The sequence below is a fragment of the Umezawaea beigongshangensis genome (genome assembly GCF_016464305.1).
GTDB lineage: Bacteria > Actinomycetota > Actinomycetes > Mycobacteriales > Pseudonocardiaceae > Umezawaea_A > Umezawaea_A beigongshangensis.
On record NZ_JAEIOJ010000007.1, the window covers coordinates 18,547 to 34,163 of the forward strand.

Consider the following 15,617-nt stretch of genomic DNA (forward strand, 5'->3'; position numbering starts at 1 on the left):
ACAACCACTCCCGACCAGGGCGTCAGCTGTTGTCGGCCAGCAGGCGGCGGAACGTGCGCTCCATGCCCGCCTTGACCTCCTCGGGCGTCGGCGGCTCGAACTCCGCGTCCTCCTCGACGAACTCGGTCTCGCCGAGCTCCAGCGAGGTGCCGTTGACGTGGTCGGACTCCTCGTCCTCCTCGTCCTCGGCCTCGCGCAGCTCCTCGATGGTGGCCAGCACCTCCTCGGCGCTGAGCACGGGCATGAGCGGTTCGACGACCGCAAGCATGCCCTCCTCCTCCAGCGCCACGGCCTCGGCCAGCGCGATGGCGTGGTCCCGCTCGTAGGGTCCGCAGACGAACGACTCCCACTCCTCGCCCCCGGAGGGCTCGAAGTTCACCACCCAGGGGAACCCCATGACCGGGGAGTCGGCGTCCGGCTCGTAGATGATCACGCCACCCATGACGGGTCCTCTTTCCTAGTTGCCCGGCTCGACGCTGGCGAGCAGCTCGCCGCGCAGCTGGGACGCGGTGGAGACGACGAGCATCAGCAGGGTGCTGAGCGGCTCGGGCCGGATTCCCTCTGCCGGGAAGGCGTACCGCAGCGTGACGTCCATGCCGCGGTCGGTGTGCACGACGCCGAGCGTGCCGAACAGGCCCTGACCGGCACGTTCCGCCGCCGACACGGCCAGGTTCCGGTCCTGGGGCAGGTCCCAGGCCACGACGCAGGTCAGGCTCAGCACGGTCAGGCCCTCGGCGAGCTGGAGCGCCTGCACCGCGCACGGCACCTCTGCGTGCAGGAAGCTCAGCGCGCCGTCGTCGTCGACGTGCACGTCGTGGAACATCTCCAGCGCCGCGCGGGCGCTGGTGAGCAGCGCGGCGGTGGTGGTCGCCTCGTCGGTGGTCATGCGCTCTCCTCGGGATCGGGCTTGTCCACGGCACCACCGAAGCGGCGATCCCGCTCGGCGAACTGCTCGCACGCGCGCCACAGGTCCCGCCGGTCGAAGTCGGGCCAGAGGATGTCCTGGAAGACCAGTTCCGCGTACGCGGACTGCCACAGCATGAAGTTCGACGTGCGCTGCTCGCCCGACGGGCGGATGAACAGGTCCACGTCCGGCATGTCCGGCTGGTACATGTACTTGGCGAGGGTGCGCTCGTCGACCTTGTCCGGGTTGATCCGGCCCTCGGCGGCGAGCTTCGCGATCTGCCGGGCGGCGTCGCCGATCTCGGCGCGGCCACCGTAGTTGATGCACATCGCCAGGTTGAGCAGCTCGTTGTCCTTCGTGCGCTCCTCGGCGACCTCCAGCGCCTTGATGACGCTGCGCCACAGCTTCGGCCGGCGTCCCGCCCAGCGCACCCGCACGCCCAGCTCGTCGAGCTCGTCGGTGCGGTGGTGGATGACGTCGCGGCTGAAGCCCATGAGGAAGCGGACCTCCTCGGGGCTGCGGCGCCAGTTCTCCGTGGAGAACGCGTAGAGCGAGATCCACTTCACGCCCATCTCGATCGCACCCTTGGCGACCTCGACGACGACGGCCTCTCCTCGCTTGTGACCCTCGACCCTGGACAGGCCGCGCTGGTTGGCCCAGCGGCCGTTGCCGTCCATGACGATGGCGATGTGCTTCGGCACGAACTCGGCCGGGATGGCGGGCGGGCGGGCGCCGGAGGGGTGCGGATCCGGGGGCCGCAGGACGCGTTCGACGCGTTCGGACCGCCGACGACGCAGCATGCTGGTGAACTCGCTTTCCGAGGCGTGGGGGAGCGCCTGATGCTAGTCGTCCGCGACCCGCGCCCTGCGTTCGACCAGTGGCAGGGACCGGAGCTGCCGCTCCAGGTGCCACTGGAGGTGCGCGGCCACCAGACCGCTCGCCTCGCGGCGCGCGGAGGGCGAGACGCCGTCCACGACCGCCCACCTGCCGTGCAGCAGGGCGGCGAGCAGGCGCAGGGTGTCCGACGCCGGTGACGACGAGCCCGGCGGGCGGCACCCGTCGCACATCACACCGCCGCCCTGCACGCTGAACGCCCGGTGCGGCCCGGCCTCACCGCAGCGCGCGCACTCGTCCACGGCGGGCGCCCAGCCCGCGAAGGACATCGCGCGCAGGAGGAACGCGTCGAGCACCAGCGACGGGTCCCGGTCGGTCGTGGCCAGCGCCCGGAGCGCCCCCGTGACCAGCAGGTACAGCCGCAGCGCCGGTTCGCCCTCCTCGGCGGCCAGCCGGTCGGCCGTCTCCAGGACCGCGCAGCCGGCCGTGTAGCGCTGGTAGTCGCTCACCAGGCCCACGCCGAACGCGTCGAGGGTCTGCACCTGCGTCACGATGTCGAGCGTGCGGCCGGGGTAGAACTGCGCGTCCACGTGCCCGAAGGGCTCCAGCCTCGCGCCGAACTTCGACGTCGTGCGGCGCACGCCCTTGGCGACGGCGCGGAGCTTGCCGTGCCGCTGGGTGAGCAGCGTGATGATCCGGTCCGCCTCGCCGAGCTTCTGCACGCGCAGGACCACGCCCGTGTCGCGGTACAGGTTCGCCACTGCTCGTCCCTAGAAGCCCAGGCGGCGGAGCTGCTTGGGGTCGCGCTGCCAGTCCTTGGCGATCTTGATGTGCAGGTCGAGGTACACCCGTGTGCCCAGCAGCGCCTCGATGTGCTTGCGGGCCGTGATGCCCACCTGCTTGAGCCGCTCGCCGCGGTGCCCGAGGATGATCGCCTTCTGGCTGGTGCGCTCGACGTAGACGAACGCGTGCACGTCCATCAGGTCGTCGCGACCCTCGCGCAGCGCCATCTCCTCCACGACGACGGCGATGGAGTGCGGCAGCTCGTCGCGCACGCCCTCCAGCGCGGCCTCGCGGATCAGCTCGGCGACCAGCGTGGCCTCCGGCTCGTCGGTCAGCTCGCCGTCCGGGTACAGCGGCGGCCCCTCCGGCAACCGGTCCACCAGCAGGTCGGCCAGCGCGCCCACCTGGTAGCCGTCCACGGCGGACACCGGGATCAGCTCGGCGAAGTCCGCGACCTCCTGGAGGGCGAGCAGCTGCTCGGCGACCTGCTGCTGCGAGACGAGGTCGGTCTTGGTGACGATGCCGACGATCGGCGTGCGCTTGGCGATCTTCTGCAGCTCGGCGGCGATGAACTTGTCACCGGGACCGACCTTCTGGTCGGCGGGCACGCAGAAGCCGACGACGTCGACCTCCGACCACGTCTCGCGCACCAGGTCGTTGAGGCGCTGGCCGAGCAGGGTGCGCGGCCGGTGCAGGCCGGGGGTGTCCACGAGGATCAGCTGGGCGTCGTCGCGGTGCACGATGCCCCGGATGGTGTGCCGGGTGGTCTGCGGCTTGCTGGACGTGATCGCCACCTTGGTGCCGACCAGCGCGTTGGTCAGCGTGGACTTGCCGGCGTTGGGCCGGCCGACGAAGCAGGCGAAGCCCGAGCGATAACCATCCATCCGGCCATTGTCCCTGTTCGGTCCGACGGCGCCGCGCGGGTGGGGTGCTGCGGCCCGCGAGACGACCGCCGGACCGTGCGGCGCGGTCAGCGCAGCACGTCGAGCACGGTGCCCGCCGGGTCGGCGCGCAGCACGGGGCCGTCCGCCGTCAGGTCGCGCACGGCGGCCAGCGAACCGGGGTCCACGGCGTCGGCCGGCGTCACCACGGCGGCGGCCTCCAGGCCCTCGGCGCCGCTCGCGACGGCGGCGGCGACGGCCGCCTGGAGCGCGGTGAGCGTCAGCGACGGCAGCGCGACGGTGCACGCCGCGTAGGTCCGGCCGTCGGTGTCGCGCACCGCCGCGCCCTCGGCCGCGCCGGTCCTGGCGCGGGCCGACCGGGCCAGCACCACGATCTTGGCGTCCTCCTGGCCGATCTCCGGCGCGATGGGATCAGGCACGGTCCGAGCTCCCTTCGTGTTCCCTGTCCTCGGCGTCGTCCTCGTTCTTGACGCCCTTGACCCAGCGCACGAGCACCGTGCTGATGCGCATCCGGCCGCGCTCGTCCTTGCCGCCCTCCGCGCGCATCCGCAGGCCGGCGATCTCGGCCTCGGTGCCCGGCAGCGGAACCCGGCCGAGGCGCTGCGCGAGCAGGCCGCCGACGGTCTCCACGTCGTGCTGGTCGAGCTCGGTGCCGAACAGGGCGTCCAGGTCGTCGACCGGCAGGCGGGCGCTGACCCGCACCGACCCGTCCTCCAGGTGCTCGATCGGCGGCCGGTCGTCGGTGTCGGACTCGTCGGTGATCTCGCCGACGATCTCCTCGATGATGTCCTCGATCGTGAGCAGACCGGCCGTGCCGCCGTACTCGTCGATGACGATCGCCATGTGGTTGCGCGACAGCTGCATCTCCCGCAGCAGGTCGGCGAGCGGCTTGGAGTCCGGGATGAACGTGGCGGGCTTCATCAGCTCCGCGACGGTCGTGCCGTTGGGCTCGTCGGACAGCGCGCGGCGGGTCAGGTCCTTGAGGTTGACCACGCCCACCACGTCGTCGACGCTCTCGCCGATCACGGGCACGCGGGTGTAGCCGGTGCGCAGGGACAGCGCGAGCGCCTGGCGCAGCGACTTGGTCTGCTCGATCCACACGATCTCGGTGCGCGGCACCATGACCTCGCGGGCGATGGTGTCGCCCAGCTCGAACACCGAGTGGATCATCTCGCGCTCGCCCTCGTCGACGACGCCGCGCTCCTGCGCCATGTCGACCAGCTCGCGCAGCTCCACCTCGGAGGAGAACGGACCCTCGCGGAAGCCCCGGCCCGGCGTGATCGCGTTGCCGACGAGGATCAGCAGCCTGCTCAGCGGGCCGAGCACGCGCCCGAGCACCCGCACCGGTCCCGCGACGACCAGGCCGACGGCGTAGGGGTGCTGGCGGCCGATGGTGCGCGGGCCGACGCCGACCAGGACGTAGGACACGACGAGCATCCCGACCCCGGCGGCCAGCACCGCGACCCAGCCCTCGTCGATGAGCCGCTGGCACACCACGGTGACGAGCACCGTGGCGGCCAGTTCACAGCCCAGCCGCAGGAGGAGCAGGAGGTTGACGTGGCGCGGCCGGTCGCTCAGCACCTGGATGAGCTGGCGCGTCCCGGCCCTGCCCTGCCGCTGCAACGCCTCGACGCGCGCCCTGGACACCGTGCCCAGCGCCGCGTCGGCGCAGGCGAACACACCGGCCGCGAGCACCAGGGCCACGGCCGTCAGCAGCAGGGTGGTGGTACCGCTGGTCACCGGGGCCGCCTCAGGTCGTCGGCTCGGGGTGGCCCTGGTCCTGCGGCCCGGAGTCCTCCAGGCCGACGGCGCCGAGCACCTTGGAATCGGCGTCCCGCTGGACCGCGAGGCGCTCGGCCTCGGCGGTCGCCGTGCGGAAGTCGCCGAGAATCCGGTTCTGGAGCGTGAACATCTCGCGCTCCTCGGCCGGTTCGGCGTGGTCGTAGCCGAGCAGGTGCAGCACGCCGTGCACGGTCAGCAGGTGCAGTTCGTCCAGCAGACCGTGACCGGCCTTGCGGGCCTGGTCCTTGGCGAAGGCCGGGCACAGCACGATGTCGCCCAGCAGCGCGGGGCCCAGCCCGGCCGCGTCGGGGCGGCGGGCCGAGTCCAGCTCGTCCATGGGGAAGGCCATGACGTCGGTCGGTCCGGGCAGGTCCATCCAGCGCTCGTGCAGGTCTGCCATCACGTCCAGCTCGACCAGCAGCACGGACAGCTCGGCCAGGGGGCTGACGCCCATCCGGTCGAGGGCGAACCGTGCCGCGGACACGATGGACGTCTCGTCCACGCCGACACCGGACTCGTTGGCGATCTCGATGCTCACGGTGTCATCGTCCCCGGCGCTGGTTTCCCCGCTGCGCACCGGGTCCTCGTCCGTGCCCGTGCTGGTCGGCCTCGTCCTGGTCGTCCTGCCAGCGCTCGTAGGCCGTGACGATGTCGCCGACCAGGCTGTGACGCACCACGTCGTTGCTGGTCAGGATGGAGAAGTTGACGTCGTCGACACCCTGGAGGATGTCGCGGACGACCTTCAGACCGCTGCGCTGGCCGCCGGGGAGGTCGACCTGGGTGATGTCGCCGGTCACCACGATCTTGGAGCCGAAGCCCAGCCGGGTGAGGAACATCTTCATCTGCTCGGGCGTCGTGTTCTGCGCCTCGTCGAGGATGATGAACGCGTCGTTGAGCGTGCGGCCGCGCATGTAGGCCAGCGGCGCGACCTCGATCGTGCCCGCCTGGGTCAGCCGCGGGATCGCCTCGGGGTCCATCATGTCGTGCAGCGCGTCGTACAGCGGGCGCAGGTACGGGTCGATCTTCTCGTTCAGCGTGCCCGGCAGGTAGCCGAGCCGCTCGCCCGCCTCGACGGCCGGGCGGGTGAGGATGATCCGGTTGACCTGCTTGGCCTGGAGCGCCTGCACGGCCTTGGCCATCGCCAGGTAGGTCTTGCCGGTGCCGGCGGGACCGATGCCGAACACGACGGTGTTCTCGTCGATCGCGTCGACGTAGTGCTTCTGGTTCAGGGTCTTGGGGCGGATCGTGCGACCGCGCCGCGAGACGATGTCCAGGCTCAGCACGTCGGCGGGGGACTCGCTGGTGCCCGCGGACAGCATCGCCACGGTGCGGCGCACGGTGTCCTGGCCGACCTGCTGGCCCCGGCTCGCGAGCTGCACCAGCTCGGTGAACACGCGTTCGGCGAAGGCCACGTCGGCCGGTTCACCGGACAGCGTGATCTCGTTGCCGCGCACGTGCACGTCGGCGACCAGGAGTTCCTCCGCGAGACGGAGGTTCTCGTCCCGCGAGCCGAGGAGCGCCAGCACCGCGTTGCCGGGGACGGCGAACTTGGACCGCCCGCTGCTGCTCAGCGGAACGTCCGTGGACTGGGGGTCTACCGCGGCCTGACCGGCCTGCGGGGAGTTCTTCGCCCCGTGCGGGGCTGCGGTACCGGCCACGTGGCCTCTGGCCTGCTTCCTGCGCGTGTCGCGCCCGACTCGTCTGCTCGCCCACTGGTGTGCGCGCTGCTCCTCGATGCTAGTCGCTGGCACCGACGAAGTGCATCGGAGTAAGTGCGCGCGGTGTCAGCGGAGCGGTTCCGGCCGTGCCCCGGCGAGAGCGCCGAGCGGGCCGCCGCCCAGCAGGTGCAGGTGCGCGTGGAACACCGTCTGACCCGCGTTCTCCCCGGTGTTGAACAGCAGCCGGTAGCCGCTGTCGGCGACGCCCTCGGCCTTCGCCACGTCTCCCGCCGCGGTGAACAGGTCGGCCAGCACGTCGGGGGCCGCCGCGGCGAGCGCGACGGCGTGGGGCTCGTGCTCCCTGGGCACGAGCACGACGTGCGTGGGCGCCTGCGGCGCGATGTCGTAGAACGCGACCACCGTGTCGGTGGAGAGCACCACGGTGGCGGGGATCTCACCGGCCACGATCCGGCAGAACAGGCAGTCGGCTGACATGGGGCGGAGATTACTCGGGCCCGGTGGCGCCCACCAGCCTCAGCACCGCGTCGCGGCTGGCCTCCCAGCCCGGCGTGCCGAGTTCGACCAGGTCCATGTGCCCCGCGCCGGGCACGCGCACGAGGTCCACCGGATCGCCCGCGGCCCTGGCTGCGCGCTGGAAGGACTCGCTCTGCGCGAGGGGGACGGTGGAGTCGGCGTCGCCGTGCACGCAGACGACGGGCCTGCCGATGGGGACGAGTTCCGCGGGAGAGCTGAGCCGGTAGCGGTCGGGCACCTGCTCGGGGTCGCCGCCGAGCAGCTCCGCGGCGCGGCGGGTGATCTCCGGGTCGAGCCGGAAGTCCAGCACCCCGGCCTGCGCGACGGCCCCGGTGACGGCGTCGTGCCGTGCGGCGGCCCACACCGCGAGGTGCCCACCGGCGGAGTGGCCGAGGGTGACGAGCCGGGTGAGGTCGAGCCGGGGGTCCTCCAGGCGCACGAGCGCGTCCAGTGCCCCGGAGACGTCGAGGAGCGTCGCGGGCCAGCCGCCGCCCCCGCCGATCCGGCGGTACTCGACGTTCCAGGCGGCCACGCCGTGACGCGTCAGGTCCTCCGCGAGCGGACGGCCCAGGCCGAGGTCGTAGCGCTGCTGCCAGAACCCGCCGTGGACGACGACCACCACCGGCACGGGAGAGGCCGAGTCGGGCAGGTGCAGTTCGGCGAACTGGCTGGGGTGATCTCCGTAAGAGATGCGCTTCACGTTCCAGATCATCCCAACCGGGAGAAGCGCCACCAGGGCCACCCGGGGACACCGACGCACAACGCGACCGATCAGTCCCGAACGCTCAACTCGCACTCCCCGAACGCTCAACTCGCGGTGCCCGAACGCTCAACTCGCGCACGGCGGCGTCGCGGCGGGGCCTGGGGGTCGCCCCACCGCGACGCGTGACGCCGGACCGAGGGGGGAGGTGTCCGGCGAGATCTGGCCTGCCAAGTCGTGCGACACCGCGAGTGCGGCTGAACCAATGACCCCTCTCGGCCTCCGAGAGTAGCCCCGTCACCACCGTGTTCGCCAGAAGTGACGCCGAGCCAATCCGACCGGTTCGGGGAAGGAGGTGATTCGCCTCACCTCACGCCCAGCGGTCGGTGAGCACCCCGAGCGCGCCGAGGGCCACGGCCGCCGCGGTGGAGGCGCGCAGCACGGTGGGGCCCAGGCGCACGGCGTGCGCGCCGGCCGACACGAGCGCGCCGATCTCGTCGGGCGTGATGCCGCCCTCCGGCCCGACCACGAGGAGCACGTCCCCGCTCGCGGGCTGGGTGAGCGCGGTGAGGCGGGTGGTGGCCGACTCGTGCAGCACGAGGGTGGCGGCCGCGTCGGCGGCGAGCCGGGCGAGCTGCGCGGTGCTCACGGGTTCGGCGACGTGCGGGACGCGGGCGCGGCGGGCCTGCTTGGCGGCTTCGCGGGCGGTGCTGCGCCAGCGGGCGAGGGCCTTGGCCCCGCGCGGGCCGTCGTCCCACTTCGCGACGCACCGGGACGCGCGCCAGGGCACGACGGCGTCGACACCGGCCTCGGTGGCCAGCTCCACGGCGAGCTCACCGCGGTCGCCCTTGACGAGCGCCTGGGCGAGGACGACGCGCGGCGCCGGTTCGGGCTCCGTCCAGCGCCGCACGACGGTCAGGGCGAGCGAGTCCTTCGCGACCGACTCGATCACGCAGCGGACCTGCTCGCCGGAGCCGTCGGCGAGCACGACCTCCTCACCGGCGCGCAGCCGCCGCACGGTGGCGGCGTGCCTGCCCTCCGGGCCGTCCAATACCGCGGACGACCCGGAGGGCAGCGCGTCGATCAGGAAGACGGGCAGCGTCACCGGTGGCCGCGCCCGGAGCGGAGCCGGGAGAACAGTCCGCCACCGCCCTTGCCGTTGTGGGCCAGCGTCGGCTCCTCCTCGCCGCGCGCCGCGGCGAGGTCGCGCAGGATCTCGGTCTGCCGCGCGTCGAGCTTGGTCGGCACGACGACGTCGAGGTGGACGTGCAGGTCACCGCGCCCGTCGATGCGGCCGGAGGAGCGCAGCTTCGGCATCCCGCGGCCGGGGAGGAGGAGTTCGGTGCCCGGCTGCGTGCCGGGCTCGATCTCCAGCTCCTCGTCGCCGTCGAGCGTGGCGAGCGGGAGCACCGCGCCGAGCGCGGCCGTGGTCATGGGGATGCGCACCGAGCAGTGCAGTTCGGCGCCGTCGCGCTCGAACACCTCGTGCGGCTGCTCCTCGACCTCGACGTACAGGTCGCCCGCGGGGCCGCCGCCGGGACCGACCTCGCCCTGACCGGCGAGGCGGACGCGCATGCCCTCGGCCACTCCGGCGGGGATCTGCACGGAGATCGTGCGGCGCGAGCGGACCCGGCCGTCGCCGCCGCACTGCTGGCACGGGTCGGGGACGACCTCGCCGTAGCCGCGGCACACCGGGCACGGCCGGGCCGTGACGACCTGGCCGAGGAACGAGCGCTGCACGGACTGCACCTCGCCGCGGCCACCGCAGGTGTCGCAGGTCGCGGGCGAGGTGCCCTCGCGGCAGCCGGAGCCGCGGCAGAGGTCGCACAGCACCGCGGTGTCGACGGTCAGCTCGCGGGTGGCCCCGGCGGCGCACTCCTCCAGGGTCATGTCGAGCCGGATCAGCGCGTCGGAACCCGGCTGCACGCGGCTGCGCGGGCCGCGCCCGCTGCCACCACCGGCCGAGGCGCCGAAGAACGCGTCCATGATGTCGCCGAGACCGAAGCCGGCGAACGGGTCGCCACCGCGGCCGCCACCACCGCCACCGGGCTCCAGCGGATCACCGCCGAGGTCGACGACCTGCCGCTTCTTGGGATCGGACAGCACCTCGTAGGCGGCCGTCACCTCCTTGAACTCGGCCTCCGCCCCCGGGTTGACGTCCGGGTGCAGCTGCCGCGCGAGCTTGCGGTAGGCACGCTTGATCTCCTCGGACGTCGCATCCTTCGCAACGCCGAGCGTGCCGTAGTAGTCCCTCGCCACCGTGTGTCCTCCTGCGGACGCGCAGGTGCTGCGCGGCCGCGTACGTGTTTCGTCGCTCGCGGGTGAAAACGTCCTGTGAACCGGGGGTGTTCCTCGGCGTCATCGGCCGGTGAGGATCTCCCCCACGTAGGTGGCGACCGCTCGCACGGCCGCCATGCTCCCGGCGTAGTCCATCCGGGTCGGACCGACCACGCCCATGCCCCCCAGCAGGTAGTCGTGCGTTCCGTAGCCGATCGAGACGACGGACGTGCTGCGCATCTCCGCGGCCTCGTTCTCCTCGCCGATGCGCACGAGGAAGGTACCGGGGTCCCTGACCGCGGCCAGCAGCTTGAGGACGACGACCTGCTCCTCCAGCGCCTCCAGCACCTGGCGCAGGGAACCGGGGAAGTCTGCCACGTTGCGGGTGAGGTTCGCCGTGCCGCCGAGCACCATGCGCTCCTCGGGGTGCTCCACGAGGGACTCGATGAGCACGGTGCTGATGCGCGTCATGGCGTCGCGCAGCTCGTTCGGCGCCTGCTCGGGCAGATCGGCGACCTGCGCGGAGGCGTCGGCGAGCCGTCTGCCGACCATCGCGGCGTTGAGCGTGGAGCGCAACCGCGCCACGTTCTCCTCGGTGATGACGTCGCCGAGGTCGACCGAGCGCTGGTCGACGCGGCCGGTGTCGGTGATCAGGACCAGCATCAGCCTGGCCGGTGTGATGGGCAGCACCTCCAGGTGCCGCACCGTGGACCGGCTGAGCGTCGGGTACTGCACGACCGCGACCTGCCGGGTGAGCTGGGCGAGCAGCCGGACGCTGCGGCGCAGCACGTCGTCCAGGTCGAGCGCGTCCTCCAGGAAGCTGTGGATGGCCCTGCGCTCGGCGCCCGACAGGGGCTTGACCTCGCTCAACTTGTCCACGAACAGCCGGTAGCCCTTGTCGGTGGGCACGCGGCCCGCGCTGGTGTGCGGCTGCGTGATGTAGCCGTCCTCCTCCAGCGAGGCCATGTCGTTGCGGACCGTGGCGCTGGACACGCCCAGGTTGTGCCGTTCGACCAGCGCCTTCGACCCGACCGGTTCGTGGTTGGAGACGTAGTCGGCGACGATCGCGCGCAGCACCTCGAACCTGCGCTCATCCGCGTTCAACTCGCGTCACCTCCACCAGCGGTCGTGTCCCACCGGTAGTTTACGGAAGGAGTCGGCGGACGACGGCGTCGGCGAGCAATCGTCCTCGGTCCGTGAGCACGCAGCGGCCCGCGTCCAGCGCGGAGTGCTCCAGCAGGCCGTCGTCGGCCGCGGTCTTCGCCTCGGCCGCACCCTCCTCGTCGAGGACCGTCAGCTCGATCCCCTCGGCCAGCCGCAGCTCCAGCAGAACGCGTTCCACGCGCCGGTCCTCGTCGCCGAGCACCTCGCGGCCCACCGCGGGCGAGAGCCCTCCGGCGAGCAGTTCGGCGTAGCGGGCGGGGTGCTTGACGTTCCACCAGCGCACACCGCCGACGTGGCTGTGCGCGCCGGGACCGGCTCCCCACCAGTCGGCGCCCTTCCAGTACAGCACGTTGTGGCGGCAGCGGGCCTCCTCGGAGGACGCCCAGTTGGACACCTCGTACCACCGCATCCCGCGCGCGCGGACGGTCTCGTCGATCAGCTCGTACTTGGCGGCGAGCACGTCGTCGTCGGGCATCGGCAGGTCACCGCGCCGGACCTGCCGGGCGAGCGCGGTGCCCTCCTCGACGATGAGCGCGTAGGCCGACAGGTGGTCCACCCCGGCGGAGTCCACGGCGTCGAGGGACGCGCGCAGGTCGTCGGTGGTCTCGCCGGGCGTGCCGTAGATGAGGTCGAGGTTGACGTGCGCGAAGCCCGCCGCACGGGCCTCGCGCGCGGCGGCGACGGGACGGCCGGGGGTGTGCCTGCGGTCGAGCAGGGCCAGGACGTGCCGGGCGGCGGACTGCATGCCCAGCGACACGCGGGTGTACCCGGCCTCCCGGATGCCGGTGAAGAACTCCGGCGACGTGGACTCCGGGTTGGACTCGGTGGTGACCTCGGCGTCCGGGGCGAGCCCGAAGGAGGAGCGCACGGCGTCGAGCACGTCGGTCAGGCCGGACGCGCCGAGCAGCGACGGCGTGCCGCCGCCGACGAACACGGTCTCCGCGGGCGGGGCGGAGCCCAGCACGCCCGCGGCGAGGTCCAGCTCGCGGCGCAGCCCGTCGAGCCACGACTCGGGAGAGGCGGACGTGCCCAGCTCACCGGCGGTGTAGGTGTTGAAGTCGCAGTAGCCGCAGCGGGTCGCGCAGAACGGCACGTGGACGTAGACGCCGAAGGGCCGGTGGCCGAGACCGGTCAGGGCGGAGGGCGGGAGAGAGCCGTCGGCGGGGGCCGGTTCGCCGTCGGGCAGAGCACTGGGCACACCCCAGTGTGTCACCTCCGCCGAGTGCCGCTCCCGGTCCGGAGCGGGGCCCGCGCACCTCTAGCACACGCCTGGCCTGCGTCTCAGCATCCGGATGGAGGTGGACCACGGGGTGGACGCGTGTCACTCTTGAGCCGTGCCCACGACCGGAGTCCGCCTGGTGGCCCGCCGCCACGTCGACCTCCGTCGTGTCTCCAGCGCGATGTGCCGTCGTTCGACGTAGCTCGCGCCGCACGTGATGTTCCCGTCGGCGCCGGGCGCGCCGACGAGACCCCCACCACAGCTCTTCCGGGACTCGCACGGTGCGCGCCAGCGCCCCGATCCCCGGAGGACGACGAGTCATGGTCCCCCCGACGACGACGCCGAAGCGCGCCAAGCAGCGCCGAGGTGAGGGACAGTGGGCGCTCGGCTACCGCGAACCGCTCAACCCGAACGAGCGGAGCAAGAAGGACGACAACCCGCTGAACGTGCGGGCGCGCATCGAGAACGTCTACGCCCCCGGCGGCTTCTCCTCGATCGACCCCGCCGACCTGCGCGGACGTTTCCGCTGGTACGGCCTCTACACGCAGCGCAAGCCCGGCATCGACGGCGGTCGCACGGCGACGCTGGAGCCGGAGGAGCTGGACGACGAGTACTTCATGCTGCGCGTCCGGCTGGACGGCGGCCGGTTGACGACCGAGCAGCTCGCCGTCGTGGGTGAGCTGTCGCAGACCTACGGGCGCGACACCGCCGACATCACCGACCGGCAGAACGTGCAGTACCACTGGATCCGCATCGAGGACGTCCCCGCCATCTGGGAGAAGCTGGAGAGCGTCGGTCTCAGCACGATGGAGGCGTGCGGCGACAGCCCGCGCGTCATCCTCGGCTCGCCGGTGGCCGGCATCGCGGTGGACGAGGTGATCGACGGCAGCCCGGCGATCGACGAGATCCACGACCGCTACATCGGCGACCCGCGGTACTCGAACCTGCCGCGCAAGTTCAAGACCGCCGTCTCCGGCCTCCAGGACGTGGCCCACGAGATCCACGACGTGGCGTTCGTCGGCGTGCACCACCCCGAACACGGCCCCGGCTTCGACCTGTGGGTCGGCGGTGGCCTGTCCACCAACCCCATGATCGGCAAGCGGCTCGGCGCGTGGGTGCCCCGCGACGAGGTGCCGGACGTGTGGGAGGGCGTGATCAGCGTCTTCCGCGACTACGGCTACCGCAGGCTGCGCCACCGCGCGCGGATCAAGTTCCTCGTCGCGGACTGGGGTCCGGAGAGGTTCCGCGAGGTCCTGGAGACCGAGTACCTGAAGCGGCCCCTGCTCGACGGCCCCGCACCGCAGGCCCTGCCGCAGGTGCGCGACCACGTCGGGGTGCACCCGCAGAAGGACGGCCTGTTCTACGTGGGCGCCGCGCCGATCGCCGGCCGCGTGTCCGGGTCGACGCTGGTGGAGGTCGCGAAGGCGGCGGACCGCGCCGGGTCCGGCCGGGTGCGGCTGACGCCGCAGCAGAAGCTCGTGGTGCTCGACGTCGCCGCGACCGAGGTGGCCGGACTCCAGGCGGACCTCGCGGAGCTGGGGCTCCAGACGGAGCCCTCGCCGTGGCGGCGCGGTGTGATGGCCTGCACCGGCATCGAGTTCTGCAAGCTCGCGATCGTCGAGACCAAGGCCCGCGCCGTGGACCTGGTGGAACGGCTGGAGGAGCGGCTCGCCGACGTGGTGGCCGGGGTGACCGAGCCGATCAGCGTGCACATCAACGGCTGCCCCAACTCGTGCGCGCGCATCCAGACCGCCGACATCGGCTTGAAGGGCCAGATCGTCACCGACGCCGACGGCGGCCAGGTCGAGGGCTTCCAGGTGCACCTGGGCGGCGGTCTGGGCCTGGACGCCGGGTTCGGCCGGAAGCTGCGCGGGCACAAGGTGACGGCCGCCGAGCTGTCGGACTACGTCGAGCGCGTCGTGCGCGCGTTCGTGGAGCAGCGGACCGACGGCGAGCGCTTCGCCCAGTGGGTCGCCCGCGCCGACGAGGAGGACCTGAAGTGACCGGAGAGCGTGCCACCCCCTTCTACTGCCCCTACTGCGGCGACGAGGACCTGCGGCCGCAGGAGGAGCCCGCCGGCGCGTGGTCGTGCTCCGCGTGCCGCCGGGTGTTCGCGGTGACGTTCGTGGGCCTGAACCTTCCTCAGGAGGTGTCGAGATGACCGCTCCGGCCAGGGCCGAGGAGCTGAGGGTGATCGCGGAGGCGGCGTCGGTCGAACTGGCCGACGCGACCGCGCTGGAAGCGCTGGAGTGGACGGCGCGCACGTTCGGGGACAGCTTCGTCGTCGCCTCCAACATGCAGGACGCGGTGCTGATCGACCTCGCGACGAAGGTCAAGCCGGACGTCGACGTGCTGTTCCTGCAGACCGGCTACCACTTCGCCGAGACCATCGGCACGCGCGACGCGGTCGACCTGGTCTACCGGGACGTGCGCATCGTCGAGGCGGAGGCCGAGCAGTCGGTCGCCGACCAGGAGGCGCGGTTCGGCCCGCTGAACAGGACCGATCCGGCGAGGTGCTGCGAGCTGCGCAAGGTCGTGCCGCTGCGGCGCACCCTCGCGAACTACGACGCGTGGGTCACCGGCGTGCGCCGGGTCGACGCGCCGACCAGGGCGAACACGCCGATCGTGCAGTGGGACGACCGCAACGGCCTGGTGAAGGTCAACCCGATCGCGCCGTGGACGGACGACGAGTTCCACGCCTACGTCGCCGAGCACGGAGTGCTGGAGAACCCGCTGGTGAGCGCCGGGTACCCGTCGATCGGCTGCGCGCCGTGCACCGCCAAGCCCCTGCCGGGCGCCGATCCGCGCAGCGGCCGGTGGGCCGGGACCTCCAAGACCGAGTGCGGACTGCACGGGTGAG

The 15,617-nt window shown here is 72.4% G+C and carries 19 protein-coding genes; 4 read left to right on the plus strand and 15 right to left on the minus strand.

Annotation, left to right across the window (positions count from 1 at the left end; genetic code table 11):
- Positions 1-22: 22 nt before the first annotated feature.
- The 15 genes from IMZ35_RS18045 to hemW all read right to left on the minus strand — a co-directional run bounded on the left by IMZ35_RS18045 (position 23) and on the right by hemW (position 12,736).
- Entirely contained in the window at positions 23-442 is a 420-nt protein-coding gene (locus IMZ35_RS18045; RefSeq protein WP_199442292.1) for a hypothetical protein, read from the minus strand.
- Between the two features lie 15 nt (positions 443-457).
- Positions 458-886, minus strand: coding sequence for a hypothetical protein (locus tag IMZ35_RS18050; protein ID WP_199442293.1), 429 nt, complete (start codon positions 884-886; stop codon positions 458-460).
- Entirely contained in the window at positions 883-1,704 is an 822-nt protein-coding gene (locus IMZ35_RS18055) for an isoprenyl transferase (protein ID WP_199442294.1), read from the minus strand. Before IMZ35_RS18055 ends, IMZ35_RS18050 begins: the two co-directional genes overlap by 4 nt.
- A gap of 42 nt (positions 1,705-1,746) precedes the next feature.
- Positions 1,747-2,499 carry a DNA repair protein RecO gene (gene recO, locus IMZ35_RS18060; RefSeq protein ID WP_199442295.1) on the minus strand — a complete coding sequence of 251 codons (753 nt, stop codon included), beginning with the start codon at positions 2,497-2,499 and terminating at the stop codon, positions 1,747-1,749.
- Between the two features lie 9 nt (positions 2,500-2,508).
- Positions 2,509-3,405, minus strand: a complete 897-nt coding sequence (gene era / locus IMZ35_RS18065) for a GTPase Era (RefSeq protein WP_199442296.1) — start codon at positions 3,403-3,405, stop codon at positions 2,509-2,511.
- An 86-nt stretch (positions 3,406-3,491) separates the two neighbouring features.
- Positions 3,492-3,842 carry a cytidine deaminase-like protein gene (locus IMZ35_RS18070; protein ID WP_307868329.1) on the minus strand — a complete coding sequence of 117 codons (351 nt, stop codon included), beginning with the start codon at positions 3,840-3,842 and terminating at the stop codon, positions 3,492-3,494.
- Positions 3,835-5,163, minus strand: coding sequence for a hemolysin family protein (locus IMZ35_RS18075; protein ID WP_199442297.1), 1,329 nt, complete (start codon positions 5,161-5,163; stop codon positions 3,835-3,837). Before IMZ35_RS18075 ends, IMZ35_RS18070 begins: the two co-directional genes overlap by 8 nt.
- Positions 5,164-5,173: 10 nt before the next feature.
- Positions 5,174-5,743 carry an rRNA maturation RNase YbeY gene (gene ybeY, locus IMZ35_RS18080; RefSeq protein WP_199442298.1) on the minus strand — a complete coding sequence of 190 codons (570 nt, stop codon included), beginning with the start codon at positions 5,741-5,743 and terminating at the stop codon, positions 5,174-5,176.
- Positions 5,744-5,747: 4 nt separating this feature from the next.
- A complete protein-coding gene (locus IMZ35_RS18085; protein ID WP_229372563.1) occupies positions 5,748-6,776 on the minus strand; it encodes a PhoH family protein in 1,029 nt (342 codons plus the stop codon).
- 213 nt (positions 6,777-6,989) lie between these two features.
- Positions 6,990-7,358, minus strand: coding sequence for an HIT domain-containing protein (locus IMZ35_RS18090; RefSeq protein ID WP_199442299.1), 369 nt, complete (start codon positions 7,356-7,358; stop codon positions 6,990-6,992).
- Positions 7,359-7,368: 10 nt separating this feature from the next.
- Entirely contained in the window at positions 7,369-8,097 is a 729-nt protein-coding gene (locus IMZ35_RS18095; protein ID WP_307868330.1) for an alpha/beta hydrolase family protein, read from the minus strand.
- A gap of 370 nt (positions 8,098-8,467) precedes the next feature.
- A complete protein-coding gene (locus IMZ35_RS18100; protein WP_199442301.1) occupies positions 8,468-9,202 on the minus strand; it encodes a 16S rRNA (uracil(1498)-N(3))-methyltransferase in 735 nt (244 codons plus the stop codon).
- Positions 9,199-10,356, minus strand: coding sequence for a molecular chaperone DnaJ (gene dnaJ / locus IMZ35_RS18105; RefSeq protein ID WP_199442302.1), 1,158 nt, complete (start codon positions 10,354-10,356; stop codon positions 9,199-9,201). Before dnaJ ends, IMZ35_RS18100 begins: the two co-directional genes overlap by 4 nt.
- A 99-nt stretch (positions 10,357-10,455) precedes the next feature.
- The gene (hrcA, locus tag IMZ35_RS18110) at positions 10,456-11,478 is read right to left on the minus strand and encodes a heat-inducible transcriptional repressor HrcA (protein ID WP_199442303.1); all 1,023 of its coding nucleotides are present in this window, start codon (positions 11,476-11,478) and stop codon (positions 10,456-10,458) included.
- Positions 11,479-11,518: 40 nt separating this feature from the next.
- Entirely contained in the window at positions 11,519-12,736 is a 1,218-nt protein-coding gene (gene hemW / locus IMZ35_RS18115; protein ID WP_199442304.1) for a radical SAM family heme chaperone HemW, read from the minus strand.
- Positions 12,737-12,872: 136 nt separating this feature from the next.
- On the opposite strand from hemW, the gene IMZ35_RS32105 reads away from it, so the two are divergent.
- From IMZ35_RS32105 to IMZ35_RS18130, 4 genes are all read left to right on the plus strand, one after another.
- Positions 12,873-12,959 (plus strand): putative leader peptide, encoded by an 87-nt coding sequence (locus IMZ35_RS32105; RefSeq protein WP_368857019.1) that lies wholly within the window; start codon positions 12,873-12,875, stop codon positions 12,957-12,959.
- Positions 12,960-13,077: 118 nt separating this feature from the next.
- On the plus strand, positions 13,078-14,760 hold the full coding sequence (locus IMZ35_RS18120; RefSeq protein ID WP_199442305.1) for a nitrite/sulfite reductase: 1,683 nt from the start codon (positions 13,078-13,080) through the stop codon (positions 14,758-14,760).
- Entirely contained in the window at positions 14,757-14,918 is a 162-nt protein-coding gene (locus IMZ35_RS18125) for an Insertion element protein (protein WP_199442306.1), read from the plus strand. The genes IMZ35_RS18120 and IMZ35_RS18125 overlap by 4 nt, the downstream gene beginning before the upstream one ends.
- Positions 14,915-15,616 carry a phosphoadenylyl-sulfate reductase gene (locus IMZ35_RS18130; RefSeq protein ID WP_199442307.1) on the plus strand — a complete coding sequence of 234 codons (702 nt, stop codon included), beginning with the start codon at positions 14,915-14,917 and terminating at the stop codon, positions 15,614-15,616. Before IMZ35_RS18125 ends, IMZ35_RS18130 begins: the two co-directional genes overlap by 4 nt.
- The last annotated feature ends 1 nt before the right edge of the window (position 15,617 follow it).

Bases quoted from the DNA above. Each gene is read 5' to 3' on its own strand.
- IMZ35_RS18090 (WP_199442299.1), bottom strand. From the start codon at position 7,358: ATGTCAGCCGACTGCCTGTTCTGCCGGATCGTGGCCGGTGAGATCCCC.
- IMZ35_RS18130 (WP_199442307.1), top strand. From the start codon at position 14,915: ATGACCGCTCCGGCCAGGGCCGAGGAGCTGAGGGTGATCGCGGAGGCG.
- IMZ35_RS18120 (WP_199442305.1), top strand. From the start codon at position 13,078: ATGGTCCCCCCGACGACGACGCCGAAGCGCGCCAAGCAGCGCCGAGGT.
- era (WP_199442296.1), bottom strand. From the start codon at position 3,405: ATGGATGGTTATCGCTCGGGCTTCGCCTGCTTCGTCGGCCGGCCCAAC.
- IMZ35_RS18055 (WP_199442294.1), bottom strand. From the start codon at position 1,704: ATGCTGCGTCGTCGGCGGTCCGAACGCGTCGAACGCGTCCTGCGGCCC.
- IMZ35_RS18045 (WP_199442292.1), bottom strand. From the start codon at position 442: ATGGGTGGCGTGATCATCTACGAGCCGGACGCCGACTCCCCGGTCATG.
- IMZ35_RS18050 (WP_199442293.1), bottom strand. From the start codon at position 886: ATGACCACCGACGAGGCGACCACCACCGCCGCGCTGCTCACCAGCGCC.